Below are 14,891 nucleotides of genomic sequence, written 5' to 3'. Positions count from 1 at the left end.
AGTGCTGGAATTCAGCCGGTCCATCAGGACAGGCTGGCGACATAGTCGGCATAGTCGAACGACTTGATGAGTTCGACTGTTCCGTTTGTCCTGCGGATGGCGATGCCGGGCATGGCGACGCCGTTGAACCAGTTTTTCTTGACCATGGTGTAGCCTCCCGCATTGAGCAGGGAAATGCGGTCACCGATGGCAAGGGGTTGGGGAAAGGCGAACTCCCCGAAGATATCGCCGGCGAGGCAGGACTTGCCGGCGATCTGATAGCGATGCGGGCCCTCGTCCGGAGCCACCGACCCGCTTTCGCGATAGACCAGCAGGTCGAGCATATGCGCTTCGACGGCGCTGTCGACGATAGCCACGGCCTTGCCGTTCTCCACGATGTCGAGGACCGAGACTTCCAGCGTCGTCGTATCGGTCACCACGGCATCGCCGGGCTCGAGATAGACCTGTACGCCGAACTTGTCCGCGAAGGCCTTGAGCCGCGCGGCCAGCCCGTCGACATCGTAGCCGGGCTTAGTGAAATGGATACCGCCACCCAGGCTCACCCAGTCGAGGCGGGCCAGAAGGTCGCCGATGCGCGTCTCGATCGTATTGAGCAGGTCCGAGAAAGCCGTCACCGAGTCATTCTCGCAGTTGCAATGCAGCATGAAGCCGGAGACGCGATCCATGACGCCCTCGACCTTGGTCCGGTCGCTCTCGCCCAGCCGGCTGAAGGGGCGCGCCGGGTCGGCAAGATCGAAATGCGAGTGGCTGACGCCCGGATTGACACGCAGGCCCACCGGCAGATGCGCGGCTTTTTCCCCAAATCGCTCGAGCTGGCTCACGGAGTTGAAGATGATCTTGTCGGCATTCGCCACGGCCTCGTCAATCTCCCCATCGGACCAGGCCACCGAATAGGCATGAGTCTCGCCACCGAACTTCTCGCGGCCGAGCTTGAGCTCGTGAAGCGAGGACGATGTGGTGCCGTCCATATGCGGCGCAATCTGCGGAAACGTCGACCAGGTGGCAAAGCATTTGAGCGCCAGCAGGCACTTGGCCCCGGAGGCAGCCCGCAGCCGGTCGACAATGACAAGGTTTCGCGCCAATGCGGCTTCATCGATGAGATAATGAGGGGTGGCCAGGGGCATCGCGCCAAACTCCGACAAGCGTGTGCCCGCCGGGAAACGGCGGAAGAAAGAGCCATCGTGTAGCGACGATGGATGTCATGTGCAAGTCCGCGACCTTGTATAACCTCCAGGCAAATTGTATATACAGACATGCCCGTGGAGTTTGATGCCGAAAAAGACCGCACCAATCTGACTAAGCATGGCGTCTCGCTTGCACGAGCCGTCGACCTCGAAATTCTCGCCGTGCTGCCCGATGACCGGGAGGAGTACGGCGAGCGGCGCTACAGGGCTTGGGGGCTCATCGACGGCGAGGCACACTGCCTCGCCTTCACCACGCGCAACGGCATGGTTCGCCCGATAAGTCTGAGGCGGGCTCACCGGAAGGAGATGCAACGATATGTCCCCAAAATCTAGGACGGACAAAGACAATCCGGAATGGACGGAAGACGACTTCCAGCGGGCGCGACCTGCCGATGAAGTGTTGCCGCCCGAAGTGCTGGCCGCTTTTCCAAGAACTAGGGGCCGACAGGCAGCGGCAACGAAAATTCCCGTCTCAATTCGCCTGAGCCCGGAAGTCGTAGAGCGCTTCAAGGCACAAGGCCCCGGTTGGCAGACGCGGATCGACGAGATTCTAAAGAAGGCCGTTGGTCTCTGAGCCAAGAGTCAACGCCAGTTGACCTGTAAGCCGGGTTCTGTAGGGCCGCGTTGCCGCGACGTGGTGACCATTCATCTGAGGCGGCTGTTGCCAGCGCGCTCGTGCAACCAACCCGGACGACATGGCCTCGAAACAGGCTGGGTTTCCCCGCGTCATCCCTATTTGGTCTTGCTCCCGGTGGGGTTTACCGTGCGGCTTCTGTTGCCAGACGCCCGGTGCGCTCTTACCGCACCCTTTCACCCTTGCCGCGCCGTAGCTGCAAAGCAGCGTAGGCGGGCGGTTTGCTTTCTGTGGCACTTTCCCTGGGGTCGCCCCCGGCGGCTGCTAGCCGTCACCGTGTTTCGATGGAGCCCGGACTTTCCTCCGGCATGCAGTTACCCGCATGCCAGCGGTCACCCGGTCAACTGGCGCAGCTTATGTGCGGGAGGAAGCGGCTGGCGTCAAGCCGTCAGAAGGGGCTGCGCTTTGGGCTTGGTAATGGCCTGATAGGCCAGGTTGATCGCCGCCATGCGCGCGGTGGCAACGTCGATCAGGTCTTCCGGCACACCCTTGGCGATCAGCCGGTCAGGGTGATGCTCGGCCACCAGCAGGCGATAGACGCGCCGCACTTCCTCGGGCGGCGCATCATGGCTGAGGCCGAGCACAGTATAGGGGTCGACATCGCTGCCCAGCATCACGTGCTGGGAGGCGATTTGCTCGAAACGGGCGTCATCGAAGCCGAAAATGCCGCTGACATCGCGCAGGTAATCGAGCTCCGCCTCATGGACAAGGCCATCAGCCGTGGCGATGAAGAACAGGCTGTCGAGCACGTGCTCGAGCGTATCCGGGGTATCGGAGAAGAACCGCGCCACCTTGCGGGCATAGGCGTCGTAGCCGGCCACGTCCTGCTTGGCGAGGTTGAACAGCCGCTCCACCTGCGGCTCGCTACCCTTGGCGATTTCCACCGTCGCGTTGAAGGCACGCACTTCCGAAGCGGTCACAGCGCCATCGGCCACAGCCATCTTCGCCGATAGCGCAATTAGAGCGAGCGTGAAGGCGGCGTCGCGGCCGCCGGGCAGCCAGGTATCGGGGTCCAGGATATTGGCGACATGCCCGGCCACGCCCGTGCGCTGGGAGAACGAGCCCAGGAACTGGGCCAGCTTCTGCCAGACGTCGCGATTGTCTTCCGCCCTGCGCACGCAATTGAGCACTTGGGAATTCCCTTTTGCCAAGAGGCCAACAGAACTAGCGACTTTGTCGCTCGCGGTCCATGTCCGCTCAGGCATGGCGGCCCTGTCCCCTACTCAAACGGATAGAAATACTCGTCATAGGCATTGGGAAAGCGACGGACATTGACGCCGGAATTGGGTCCCTGATCGAGGAAGAACCCGTTCGGATCGTAATCCGAAGGCGCCGTCTGGCCACCGCCCTGGCGGCGCGCCAGGAATTCGGAGAGCGGGCCGCTTTCCCAGTCTTCGAGGTCCTCGGCAGTGATGAAAGTGGGATCGTTGCCGATCGCCTGGGGCGGCAGCGTCACGGCCTGGCTGCGCGGCAGTGAGGCCGGCCGCTGGGCCACCGGGGTCGGAAAACCGGCGACGCGATTGGGCACGGTCGCGACCTGGGCAGGCGTGGTTGCCGCCGACACCGTCGCAGACGAACTGGCCGGCGCGGGAGCCACCGTCGTCGGCGTGGACACGGGCTTGGGCGTCGTCGCCGGAGCTGGCGCCGGGACACTGGCAGACTGCGTAGGTGCAGCCGCACCGGCGCCAGTGATGTAGCTCGGCAAGGGGCGGCCGGTATTGAGGAAGTCATCCACCGCAGTGCCGCCGCTCGGCTTGTTGCCGGCAGATGCCGTTGTCACCGGGTCAGGCTTGGCGACAGGCTCGGGCGCAGGCTCTGCCGGCTTCGCGGCCACAGGAGCAGACGCGGCCGGCTTTTCAGCCACGGCGACGGGCTTCGGGCGCTCGGAGACCGGCGTCGGCAATGTCGGCGTGCGCTCTGCGCTCGCGTCCGGCTCGGGCGTGTCGACAGGGTCGACAACGGCCACCTGCGGCGTTGCAGTCGCATCAAACTGGCTGGTGGCGAAATCGGCCACGGGAATGGCCACGACAAGCAGCGCGCCGGCCCAGGCCAGTCCATTGGTGATACGGCGATCAATCGGCATTAACGAACTTCCAACATGCTCTCCGCCCGAGCGCGGGGACATCGTCCTTTATCGTGGCCACAATATGAAAGCCACTTTGCCATATTTGTGATTGAGTCGCCTGAACGCAGCCTGAACGACCTAGGGTCGGCGGCCAAGCAGCCGGGCGAGCGCCAGCACGAGGTTGGAGCGGTTGAGCGTGTAGAAGTGGAACTCGGTCACTCCCTCGTCGAGCAGTTCGGTCACCTGCTCTGCCGCGACGGCCGCCGCCACCAGTGCGTGGGTTTCCGGATCATCCTCCAGCCCCTCGAACCGCTCAGCCAGCCAATCGGGGATCGACGCGCCGCAGCGGGCGGCAAATCCGGAAATCTGCTTGAAGGAATGGATCGGCTGGATGCCCGGCACGATCGGCGCCGTGATGCCGGCCTTGCGAGCGCGCTCGACGTAGCGGAGATAATCCGTATTCGAGAAGAACATCTGCGTGATGGCCCGGTCGGCGCCGGCATCGATCTTGCGCTTGAGATTGTCGATATCGGTCTGCCAGTCGGGGCTTTGCGGATGCTTTTCCGGATAAGCGGCGACCGAAATATCGAAGTCCCCCAGCTTGCGAATGCCAGCGACCAGATCGGCGGCGTTCTGATAGCCCTCGGGATGCGGGGTGAACGGCTGACCCACGCCCTCCGGCGGATCGCCACGCAAAGCCACGATCTTGTTGACCCCGGCCGCCTTGTAGCCGCGAACGACCTCATCGACCTCGTTGCGGGTCGCCCCTACGCAGGTCAGATGCGCCGCTGCCGGTACGCCGGTATCGGTGGTAATGCGGCTCACCATGCGCAGCGTGCGCTCGCGCGTCGAGCCGCCGGCACCGTAGGTGACCGAGACAAAGCGGGGGCTCAGGGGAGCCAGCTTGCCGATACTGTCCCAGAAGCGTTCTTCCATGACGTCGGTCTTGGGCGGGAAGAACTCGAAGGAAATCTGCAGCGGCGGACGCTGGTCAGCGGTCTGGCGGCTGGCGCGGAGATTATCGTCAATCATGGGTCTAGTCCGTTCTGGAGCGGTCGCCGAGGTGCCAGAGGCAGACCGTCAGGCCGCGATCCTTGGTATCGCTGGGAAATTCGCGCATCGAGAGCACGTCGAGCCCCGCCGACGCCGCCCAGTCCTTCATCTGCTCCCGCGACAGGCCGAGACGCCGGTGAGCATGTTCGGTGCGCAGGAATTCGAGATCATGCGGAGCAAAATCCACGATCAGGATTTCCCCGCCTGGCTTGAGCAGGCGACGAGCCTGCGCCAGCATTCGGCCCGGATCGTCGAAATAGTGCAGCACCTGATGGATGACGACGACATCGGCGGGCCCGATGGCCGGGTCCAGCGAGGCAATGTCGCCCAGTCGCACCTGGGCGTGGGCGATGCTCCCGGCCGCGAGGCGCGAGCGGGCCACGGCCAGCATTTCCCGGCTCGAATCGAGACCAATGCCGCGATCATAGGCTGGCGCCAGCACTTCGAGCATTCTGCCGGTCCCGGTGCCCAGATCGATCAGAAGGTCCACCCGGCGGCCGCCGAGTTCCTCCAGCACCGCCGCCTCGACGGCCGCCTCCGGCACATGCAGGGTTTTGAGCAGGTCCCAGCTATCGGCAACCTTGGCAAAATAGTCGGCTGCCAGAGCCTGCTGCTCGGCCCGAGCCTCTTCCTGGCGGGCCCGGTCGCGTCGGCGGTCGGGATCGTTGGGGTCGACACGCGAGGTGAGCCAGCGCGCCAGATCGGCGCCCTGCCCCTCCGGCGCTAGCCGATAATAGGCCCAGGCCCCCTCGGCGTGCCGCTGCACAAGTCCCGCATCCGCAAGTAGCTTGAGATGTCGCGAAACACGCGGCTGGCTCTGGTCGAGGATTTCGGTCAGGTCCTTGACCGAATGGTCGCCATCGGCCAGAAGCGCGAGCAGGCGCAGGCGGGTGTCCTCACCCGCCGCCTTCAGCACATTCACCAGCTTTCCCAGACCAGACATCGACACCTCAGATATAAAGATATCTTTATATCTATTTCGAGCCGTGCGTCTAGTCCGTTCTGGCCCCTCTCAGTTTTCGATGCGGTAGTGGATGGGCTTGAAACTGCCGCCGTTGCTGGCCGGCGCCGAACAGGCCGTGAGGCCGATGATGAGATCCATCTCTGCGCGGAAGCGGATGGAGTCGCCCGCCTTGCTGAGCGGGGGCTGCACCGAGAAACCTCCCGTCACACCATCGACCGGCACGTTCATGAAGCAGTTGAAGGCAACCGGGATATCGTCATCGGCAACGCCGAAAGGTGCCAGTGCATAAGCGAGATTACCGTGGCAGCCCTGGTGCGGCGGCTCGTTGTCATAGCAGAGGCGGAAGGTCGCCTCGCTGCAGGGCGTAAGCAGGAAATCGTGGCGGCCAACCGTGTCCGCGACGATCTCCAGCATGACATTGGAGCGGTTGGAGTAGAGCTTGTTGCCGGTCGTGAGGTAGATCTTCTCGGCATAGTCCAGTGTCCGCCCCGACGAGATTTTCTCCCTGATGTCGGAGCGGGAAATGGCCAGGAGGTCCGCCACCTGCCCGCCACGCGGGTCAATCACCGTCAGCTCCTGCCCGGCATCGAGCAGGAAGGCCACGCCGGAGCGTGGCGAAATCTCGTGCGTTTGGCTCACTGGGACTTCTCCACGGCAGCCAGCGGGTCTACTGCAGCAAGAGCTTCCTTTGGTCGGTGGAATGGGCAGGCCCACTCGTCCGACACCTGGCGTCCGCTATACTGCCGGGCTTCGGAGCTTTCGCCATGTCGCGCCAGCATGGGGTTGATGCTGCCCGCCAGGTCCTCGTCGCGCGCGAGAATGGACGCACGCAGCTTTTCGTAGCGGTTTTCCTCGCGCAGCGTCTCGAACTGGTCATGGAGGTTGAACACCATGACCGGGTGCGAGAAGCGTCTGGCCGGGCGGCTGGCATGAGGATGCATCCCGACAACGAAGAACGCCTCGCCGCCGAAACTGAGTGAGAAATGCGGATCATTGGGATCGGCGCTGACGCGGGGGTCGGGCCGCTGTCCGCGCCAGCCGTCTTTCTCGGTGAGCGACTGCAAGCGCTCCCACATGAACTGCTCGAACTCGGCCTCGGTGAGCGAAACCGGCTGTTCGTAGATGACAGCAAAGCTGGTGAAGAGGGTCGGCTCGGCCTGGTAGGCCCAGGCGAACTGCATCAACCGGTCGTGGATCTCCACGTCATTCCAGGCGCTGGCGAGGCTGTGTGCCACATAGGTGGTCAACTGCCCCTTGCGTAGGGCCGACTTTGCCCCGACGCAGGGGAAATCATTGGCTAGGATGAAGTCTTCAAGCTCTTTTTCGAGCGGTGATTGAACTGTTTTTTCGGAATACATCGAACAACTCCAAGGCCAGCGCAATGGCTGGTCGTCCTGGATTGTTCCATCACGCCCTGCTTCGTGAACGCGTTCCTGGCTCAGGCACCCGGCTCGATCGGCGTGTGACCGCCGGCCAGCAACATGGGGACGAAGAATTCCGTCCAATCGTTGACGATATGCGCACCGGACGAGACCCAGAGCTTACGGGTCACGAGAAACGCGGCCGTCAGCACCAGCCGCGCCGCCCCGATGCCCGCGAAACACTGGATGAAATTCCAGTTGTAGGTCGGCAGGTGCACGGCCGCGAACCAGGCGGTGGAGACGATGACTGCGATGGTCAGCCCCCAGAACCGCGACAGACCCAGCTTGCGCACACACAGCCAGAGCACGGCCAGCAATGGCAGGATGGTCATCAGCTCCTCGCCGATGAGCTGGATAAAGGTGCGGATCAGGAAGAAGATCAGATCGAATTGACCGATTGCCGCGAGTTCACCTGCGGTGGCATTGGCCGTCATTGTCGTGAATTGGAGCAGCAGCAGGCCCACTGCCATCGAGACGAGCACGGTGAGGATGCCAAAATCCACCGCAAGACCCAGGCCCGAAAAGCTGAAGCGGCCGAACAGCGCGCTGTGGTGCCCGCCACTCACCACGGCAAGCGTGACCAGCGGCAGGGCGGTATAAAGCAACGCCGGAATGACGTTGAATGGCGCCGTCGGCAGCGGCAGCAGGATCAGCAGCAGGAAAGCCACAGCCACCGAACCGATCAGGGCCAGCCAGCCCCCCGGTGCGATGTCGACGGGCTGGCCGCCATAGTATGGAAAATCCCCTCGCGTGCTCATCCCTGTCCCCATGACCTAGATCTCGCCGTCCAACTCTTCGGGCGTATCGATACCCCTCATCCACTTGATGGAGCCGATTTCCCAGTTCGGATCGCTGGCCCTGAGGGTTTCCAGCAGGCCCGGCAGATGATTGGCGCCATAGGTGATGAAGATCTTGTCAGGACCTTCCTCGATCTTCTTGGCAAGTTCGCGGTTGCGGAAGTCAAGGATGATGGGGTCGAGATCCGATGGCTCGCTCTTCTGCCCGAGCAGCCAAGTCATGTAGCCGCGGCAGGCAACCCCGATCAGGCTCTGCTGACCCGGCGTTGCCGACTGAACGAAGGCAAAGGCTTCGGCCAGGTCACCGCCAACCGTGTCGCCGTCTGCCGGAGCCGGCGCCTTGTCGGCTTCGATACGCGCCGCAAAATCCGGATCGGCAGCGCTGAGGCGCTCATATTCGCGCATCATGTCGGCCGTGCTGACATCGGCATTGACGTGCCGCTCCGGTCGCGCCGCAATGTCAGCATCCAGCAGGCTGAAATAAGTGAGCTGGAAATCGAGGCCGCAGATATCGCCCATTTGCGTGTAATTGGTCGATAGGTCGCCCCCGCCCGCCAGCGTGTCCGAGAACCATTGGTCGCCTGCGGGATCGCCTCGCACGCCCTCGTAGAAGATCACATAGTCTTCCGTGAGCGCCTTCTCCAGGTCATAGACGACGCTCTTGTAGAAGCCTTCCGAGCCGATATGCACCATGCCCTGGAAGACGACCGTCTTCTCGCCATTGCTGAGGGTCGCCTGCGGCAGCGTCATTGGCCTGACGGCAGGGATGGCGGCCAGCACATAGAGCGGCGTGGCGACGATAAGCGTTACCACAGCCGCAACACCCAGAGCGGTCTTGGCATAGACCTTTGCCGCCGACTGGCGCCGCTGGCCCGTAAATATGCGTCGCACCAGCCAGAAGATCGGCAGCGCGAGGAGCAAGGCCAGCACGATGAGAACAACTGGCGCGAACCAGCCGATGTCGAGCAGCACAGGCAGGCCTAGCAACAGGACGACAATGGCTAGGAACCAGGCAATGGTGCCGGCGCGCAGTTTCAGTCGCTCGCGGCCTGCAGGCGCGCCAGATTCAATAGTCATGTTCTTGCCCCCAAGAATGATCCGGCCGGCGTTGCCGCCGGCCGATGCAACTTATGTCAATCTAACGAAGCGGCCGTCGAGCGAGAAGTAGCAATTGAAGAAGGTCGTGCCGCCATCCCCGTCGAACCAGCCCTGCACGACATAATTGTTGCCGCTCTGGAAGGCGATGTTGGTGGTGATGTATTGCGGACGAATACCGTACTCGGCCGAAGCTTCGCCAGCGCAGAAGCGCGGCATCTGGCTCATGTCGAGCTGGTCGGGCGCGGCGCTCGAAGGCACGACAATCGGCCGGGGCGCCGGGCGCGGCGCAACGGCAGGCAGCGTCGTTGCCTGCCCGAACGATTCATGCAGGTAGCGTCCGGCGACCCAACCGCGCTGTCCGCGCGGTGTCTCGATCTGGCACCAGCGCGTCGAACCATTCATGGTACAGCCGAAATTGCGCAACCTGTCCCCATTGTGGACCGTCCCGATGACTTCGTAGCTGGTGGCCGGTCCAGAGCGGATGTTGAGCGGATCGCCACCTGCCAGTCCTTCGACGCTCCAGTAGTCCGGCCCGCCCTGCAGGCCATCGGCAAAGTCAGGAACCGGAGCGGGCGCCGCTACAGGCGGACGCGTGCTGGCGGCTGCGCCCTCGACATAAAGCGTCAGGTCGAAGCTGGCGCTTTCATTGCGACGCGCCGCATTGCGCATCAGATACACCTGAACCACGTAGGTCCCCGACGACGGAATGGTGAAAGTCGTGGAATTGCCAGAGACCGAACCGTTGAACAGCGCCTCGGACGCGCCCGGCGCGGTGATGTTGAAATAGTTGCTGGCATTGCTGGTATCGAGCTGTACCGACATGCGCTGCCCTGCAGACACCCCGATTCGATAGTTGATGCTCTGATAGCCGGTGATGCTGTCTGAGACGGTGGTGCCACTGGCACCACGCGGGAAACGCACGTCGACAGTCCGGTTGTCCTGTGCGCCTGCCGGCAAGACAGCCAGCAATGCGGCTAGTGCCAAGGCGACAAACGCCCGGATCGTGAAAACAAGTTCGCGTCGCATCTAGTCACTCCTCAAAACAGTAAGGGGCCGCCATGTAGGCGACCCCTTGATCAGACACCAGAATTAACACAGGTTAAAGTCACAATTTTTGATATGTGCCTTGCACTTAGGCTGTCTGGCGGTCTTCCGTGAGGCCGCGCTTGCGGAAGGAATGGGCGCGCCAGAGTTCGAAGATTTGCCGCGCATCCTCGCTGTCCAGCGCCTCGAAGCGCGACAGCACCATCCTCTTGTCGCCTTCGCTGGGCAGGTCGCGCCAGGGCAGCGTTGCGACGATGGCCTCGAACAGGTCCGGCGCCATGTTGGCGGCGCGCAGGGCCACGATGACGGCGACATAGTCCTGGCTGGCCAGCCATTTGACCACGATCTCGGGCGCCACCCGCAGCATCACGGCCATGGCGGCGGCGGCATGGTGGCCATAGCCGAAGCGCGCGAAGCGGGCCAGCGCCCGGTCGTTGAGCTGCTTGCGATCAGCCAGGCCCTTGACCTGGTTGTATGCGACCTTCCACTCCTGCGCGTTGAAGCCGGCGCGGTTGCGGATGCGATTGTAGACGACCGTGTTGATCTTGCCGGCCGCGACCGGATCGACCTGGCGGTCCATATCCCCGAGGGTCTGCAGGACCTTGCCGGCCACCGTGTCGATCTCGCCGCGCAGCGATTTCCAATCGATGTCGGTGCGGCCACGCAGGTCGGCGGCGATCTCTGCATCCTGGGTGGCGCGATGCACCAGCTTTTCGAGCGTAGCGCGGTCGAATTCGGCGTTGGGGTTGCGGACGAGGCGCACCACCGAGGCGGTCTTGCCATGCTCGACCAGGGCCTCGCCGACCCGTTCGGTCAGGCTGGCGCGGCTGGCAATGGCAACGCGATGGTCCTCGGTCTGGCGCGCGATGATGTCGATGAGATCGTCGTCGCTGAGAACGTTGGAAAATTCGAGCAGCGGCCGCGCCACCTCGATAATGTCATTGGCGAGCTTGACCAGCACCGTGCCGGGCGCCCGCTCCAGCGGCGCGAGAAGCTTGGCCACGTGAATGCGGGCCTCCACTTCCACCAGCTCGGCCAACTGGCAGAGCACTTCGTCATACTGGGCAACCTGGTCGTCGTCGCACCGATCCGAGACATAGCTGAAAAGCTGCGCCGTGGTCCGGAACAACTGCTCGCGCTCAAACTGGTTGTCCTCACCATTGAGAACGCGAAAATTCGCAAACGCCCGGTGGCCTTCTTCGAATTCGGTCATGGGTCGATCTCCCGGCTTCTGCCGTTACAGTGGACCCAGACTGACCCCGACATGCTTGTGTGCCCTGAAGCCGGAGCGTGGCATTTGACTAAAACTGTTCGGATCTGCCGGAGCTGGCAAAAATGCGGGCAAAAATAAACCCCGGGCCGTAGCCCAGGGCTCATCGCTGTCGTCGACCTGCTGTGGATTACTTGAGGTCGAAGCGGTCCGCGTTCATCACCTTGGTCCAGGCGGCGATGAAATCCTTGGTGAACTTCGGCGCCGAGTCGGACTGAGCATAGACTTCGGCAAAGGCGCGCAGTTGCGAATGCGAACCGAAGATCAGGTCGACGCGCGTGCCCGTCCACTTCAGCTCACCGCTCTTGCGGTCGCGGCCTTCATAGATGCCCTCCTCGCCATCCTTGGGCGCCCAGGTCGTGTCCATAGTGAGAAGATTGAGGAAGAAGTCGTTGGAGAGCGTTTCCGGCCGCGTGGTGAAGACGCCGTGCTCGTTGACGCCGATGTTCAGCACGCGCAGCCCGCCGAGCAGCACGGTCAGCTCAGGGCCGGTGAGGCGTAGGAGCTGAGCCTTATCCACCATGGCCTCTTCAGGCTGCATGAACTGGCGGCCGCTGAGATAGTTGCGGAAGGCATCGGTACGCGGCTGCAGGGCCTGGAAGGAGAGGACATCGGTCTGTTCCTCGGACGCGTCCATGCGGCCCGGCGTGAAGGGCACGACCACGTCCTGACCTGCAGCCTGCGCAGCCTTCTCAATGCCGACGCCACCGGCCAGTACGATGAGATCGGCCAGCGACACTCGCTTGCCGCCCGACTGGGCCGCATTGAACTCCGCCTGCACGCTTTCCAAATGCGCCAGAACATTGCTCAACTGGGCGGGCTTGTTGACCTCCCAATCCTTCTGCGGGGCAAGACGGATGCGCGCGCCATTGGCGCCGCCGCGCTTGTCCGAACCGCGATAGGTCGCGGCCGAGGCCCAGGCCGTGCCGACGAGTTCGGAGACGGAAAGCCCTGTGCCCAGGATCTTCTGCTTGAGTACACCCACATCCGCCTCATCGACCAGCGCATGGTCGACGGCCGGGATGACGTCCTGCCAGATCAGATCTTCAGCGGGCACTTCGGGGCCGAGATAGCGGACCTTGGGGCCCATGTCGCGATGGGTCAGCTTGAACCATGCGCGGGCGAAGGCGTCGGCGAACTGATCAGGATTCTCGAGGAAGCGACGCGAGATCTTCTCGTAGACCGGGTCGAAGCGCAGCGACAGGTCGGTCGTCAGCATGGTGGGACGATGTTTCTTGCCAGGCTCGAACGCGTCGGGAATGACATGGTCATCGGTCTTGGCCACCCACTGCTTGGCGCCATTGGGGCTGGCCGACAGTTCCCATTCATACTTGAACAGGTTCTCGAAGAAGAAATTGCTCCACTGCACGGGGGTCTGCGTCCAGGTCACCTCGAGACCGGAGGTGATGGCGTCGCGGCCGACACCGGTTCCGTGCTTGCTCTTCCACCCGAGGCCCTGGTCCTCGAGATCGGCGCCTTCCGGCTCCGACATCACCAGCGACGGATCGCCCGCGCCATGGGTCTTGCCGAAGGTGTGGCCGCCAGCGATCAGCGCCACGGTTTCCTCGTCATTCATGGCCATGCGCGAGAAGGTCTCGCGGATGTCGCGTGCCGCGGCGATCGGGTCGGGATTGCCGTTCGGGCCTTCCGGATTGACGTAGATGAGGCCCATCTGCACCGCGCCAAGCGGTTCTTCGAGCTGGCGTTCGCCCGAGTAGCGGCTGTCGCCCAGCCAGGTGCCTTCCGGACCCCAATAAAGTTCTTCCGGCTCCCACACATCGGCGCGCCCACCGGCAAAGCCGAAGGTCTTGAAGCCCATGGATTCGAGCGCGACATTGCCGGTGAGGATCATCAGGTCGGCCCAGGAGATGGCGTTGCCATACTTCTGCTTGATCGGCCAGATGAGGCGACGGGCCTTGTCGAGGCTGGCATTGTCAGGCCAGGAATTGAGCGGCGCGAACCGCTGCTGGCCCATGCCCGCGCCGCCGCGACCATCGGTGATGCGATAGGTGCCGGCGCTGTGCCAGGCCATGCGGATGAAGAGCCCGCCATAATGACCGAAGTCGGCTGGCCACCAGTCCTGGCTGTCGGTCATCAGCGCGCTGAGGTCGGCCTTCACCGCGGCCAGGTCGAGCTTTGCGAATTCCTTGGCATAATCGAAATCCGGGCCCATCGGGTCGGACTTGGAAGAGTTGTTGTGCAGCATGCCGATGTCGAGCGATTTCGGCCACCAGTCGGCATTGCGCGGTCCCTTGCTGCGCTTGCCCTCGCCGCCATGCGGGAACGGGCATTTGGCGTCGGCTGAGGGGTTAGGATCGGTCATGGCGGGGGCCTCCTGGATAGATATGGGCGGGTTATAGGAGGCTGGCATCGATTAGACCAATCGATTATTCTTCCTGCGATCATAGGACAAACTTATCTTGACCATCTCCCTCAAACAGATGCGATACGCTCTGGCCGTGGCGGCAGAAGGGCACTTCGGGCGCGCTGCCGACGCCTGTGCCGTCTCCCAGCCGGCATTGTCGCAGCAAATTCTGTCGCTCGAGGCCCTCTGCGGCACGCCGCTGTTTGACCGGCTCAAGTCCGGTGTCCGTCTCACTCCATTTGGCCGAGACTTCGTGGCCCTGGCACGCGAAACGGTGAAAGCCGCCGACACGCTGGATGATTTTGCCATCGGCCGCTCCGGACGGCTCGACCGGCCGCTCCGCTTCGGGATCATCCCAACCGTCGCGCCCTATCTCCTGCCACGCATCTATCCGGCCCTGACTGGCGACCTGCCGGAAATCAGCTTTACCATCAGCGAAAGCCGCACCGAGGCCATGCTCGGTGCCCTGCAGGATGGGCGGCTCGACCTTGTGCTGATTGCCACCGCCCCCCCATCAGGCGGCCCCCGCCTCGTCTCCTACCCACTGTTCGACGACCCTTTCGTCCTGGCGACGCCGCGCGACGAAAGCACCATAGAGCCGGTATCCCTGTCGGCCCTGCCGCCGGAGCGAATCCTGCTGCTCGACGAGGGCCATTGCTTCCGCGACCAGGCCATTTCCGCCTGCCACCTCGAGGGCGAGCGCACCACCAATGCCTTTGCCGCGACCTCGCTCGCGACCATTGTGGAATTCGTCGCCAACGGCCAGGGCGTGACGCTCTTGCCCCAGATTGCGCTGCGCAAGGAGGCCAGCGACCCCCGCATTGCCATCCATGCGCTCGACGACCCCACGGCCGGGCGGCAATTGAGGCTCGTCTGGCGCGAAGCGACGCCCTATGCCGAAATCTTCGAGCAGGTCGCCGAGGTGATCCGCCGTACCGGCATGCAGCCCCCTGTTCAGCCGCCGGCTTTGCCCATATGACTTTGCCGAGCACGCTG

Annotated in this window: 15 protein-coding genes and 1 other RNA gene; 3 read left to right on the top strand and 13 right to left on the bottom strand. The window is 63.3% G+C overall.

Features of this window, described 5'->3' with window-relative positions:
- Positions 1 to 23 precede the first annotated feature (23 nt).
- A complete protein-coding gene (locus tag JEQ47_RS03330; protein WP_198874968.1) occupies positions 24 to 1,124 on the bottom strand; it encodes a carboxynorspermidine decarboxylase in 1,101 nt (366 codons plus the stop codon).
- 129 nt (positions 1,125 to 1,253) lie between these two features.
- On the opposite strand from JEQ47_RS03330, the gene JEQ47_RS03325 reads away from it, so the two are divergent.
- Together JEQ47_RS03325 and JEQ47_RS03320 are read left to right on the top strand one after the other, a co-directional pair.
- Positions 1,254 to 1,517, top strand: a complete 264-nt coding sequence (locus tag JEQ47_RS03325; protein WP_198874967.1) for a BrnT family toxin — start codon at positions 1,254 to 1,256, stop codon at positions 1,515 to 1,517.
- A complete protein-coding gene (locus JEQ47_RS03320) occupies positions 1,501 to 1,758 on the top strand; it encodes a BrnA antitoxin family protein (RefSeq protein ID WP_198874966.1) in 258 nt (85 codons plus the stop codon). The genes JEQ47_RS03325 and JEQ47_RS03320 overlap by 17 nt, the downstream gene beginning before the upstream one ends.
- Before the next feature lie 10 nt (positions 1,759 to 1,768).
- Here JEQ47_RS03320 and rnpB read toward each other — a convergent pair.
- The 12 genes from rnpB to katG all read right to left on the bottom strand — a co-directional run bounded on the left by rnpB (position 1,769) and on the right by katG (position 13,853).
- Positions 1,769 to 2,166, bottom strand: an RNA gene (rnpB, locus tag JEQ47_RS03315) — RNase P RNA component class A.
- Positions 2,167 to 2,198: 32 nt separating this feature from the next.
- On the bottom strand, positions 2,199 to 2,948 hold the full coding sequence (locus tag JEQ47_RS03310; RefSeq protein ID WP_328768056.1) for a TerB family tellurite resistance protein: 750 nt from the start codon (positions 2,946 to 2,948) through the stop codon (positions 2,199 to 2,201).
- 89 nt (positions 2,949 to 3,037) lie between these two features.
- Positions 3,038 to 3,901, bottom strand: coding sequence for a hypothetical protein (locus tag JEQ47_RS03305; RefSeq protein WP_198874964.1), 864 nt, complete (start codon positions 3,899 to 3,901; stop codon positions 3,038 to 3,040).
- 120 nt (positions 3,902 to 4,021) lie between these two features.
- Entirely contained in the window at positions 4,022 to 4,915 is an 894-nt protein-coding gene (gene metF, locus JEQ47_RS03300; protein ID WP_198874963.1) for a methylenetetrahydrofolate reductase [NAD(P)H], read from the bottom strand.
- Between the two features lie 4 nt (positions 4,916 to 4,919).
- On the bottom strand, positions 4,920 to 5,879 hold the full coding sequence (locus JEQ47_RS03295) for an ArsR/SmtB family transcription factor (protein ID WP_198874962.1): 960 nt from the start codon (positions 5,877 to 5,879) through the stop codon (positions 4,920 to 4,922).
- Between the two features lie 69 nt (positions 5,880 to 5,948).
- Positions 5,949 to 6,539, bottom strand: coding sequence for a DUF1989 domain-containing protein (locus JEQ47_RS03290; protein WP_198874961.1), 591 nt, complete (start codon positions 6,537 to 6,539; stop codon positions 5,949 to 5,951).
- Positions 6,536 to 7,258 (bottom strand): guanitoxin biosynthesis heme-dependent pre-guanitoxin N-hydroxylase GntA, encoded by a 723-nt coding sequence (gene gntA / locus JEQ47_RS03285; RefSeq protein ID WP_198874960.1) that lies wholly within the window; start codon positions 7,256 to 7,258, stop codon positions 6,536 to 6,538. Before gntA ends, JEQ47_RS03290 begins: the two co-directional genes overlap by 4 nt.
- Positions 7,259 to 7,338: 80 nt before the next feature.
- Entirely contained in the window at positions 7,339 to 8,079 is a 741-nt protein-coding gene (locus JEQ47_RS03280; RefSeq protein ID WP_198874959.1) for a CPBP family intramembrane glutamic endopeptidase, read from the bottom strand.
- A gap of 15 nt (positions 8,080 to 8,094) precedes the next feature.
- Complete coding sequence (locus JEQ47_RS03275) at positions 8,095 to 9,195, bottom strand: hypothetical protein (protein ID WP_198874958.1); 1,101 nt, start codon at positions 9,193 to 9,195, stop codon at positions 8,095 to 8,097.
- 51 nt (positions 9,196 to 9,246) lie between these two features.
- Positions 9,247 to 10,242 carry an SH3 domain-containing protein gene (locus JEQ47_RS03270; protein WP_198874957.1) on the bottom strand — a complete coding sequence of 332 codons (996 nt, stop codon included), beginning with the start codon at positions 10,240 to 10,242 and terminating at the stop codon, positions 9,247 to 9,249.
- 106 nt (positions 10,243 to 10,348) lie between these two features.
- On the bottom strand, positions 10,349 to 11,473 hold the full coding sequence (locus JEQ47_RS03265) for a DUF2336 domain-containing protein (protein ID WP_198874956.1): 1,125 nt from the start codon (positions 11,471 to 11,473) through the stop codon (positions 10,349 to 10,351).
- Positions 11,474 to 11,660: 187 nt separating this feature from the next.
- Positions 11,661 to 13,853, bottom strand: a complete 2,193-nt coding sequence (gene katG / locus JEQ47_RS03260; RefSeq protein WP_198874955.1) for a catalase/peroxidase HPI — start codon at positions 13,851 to 13,853, stop codon at positions 11,661 to 11,663.
- A 97-nt stretch (positions 13,854 to 13,950) separates the two neighbouring features.
- Between katG and JEQ47_RS03255 the strand changes: the two genes are divergently transcribed.
- Positions 13,951 to 14,874: a hydrogen peroxide-inducible genes activator gene (locus JEQ47_RS03255; RefSeq protein WP_198874954.1), complete on the top strand. Its 924-nt coding sequence runs from the start codon at positions 13,951 to 13,953 to the stop codon at positions 14,872 to 14,874.
- Positions 14,875 to 14,891: the final 17 nt, after the last annotated feature.

It is taken from the genome of Devosia sediminis (assembly GCF_016411825.1).
GTDB classification, from domain to species: domain Bacteria; phylum Pseudomonadota; class Alphaproteobacteria; order Rhizobiales; family Devosiaceae; genus Devosia; species Devosia sediminis.
The sequence above is the reverse complement of the archived record's forward strand: the minus strand, read 5'-3'. Positions and strand labels throughout refer to the sequence as shown.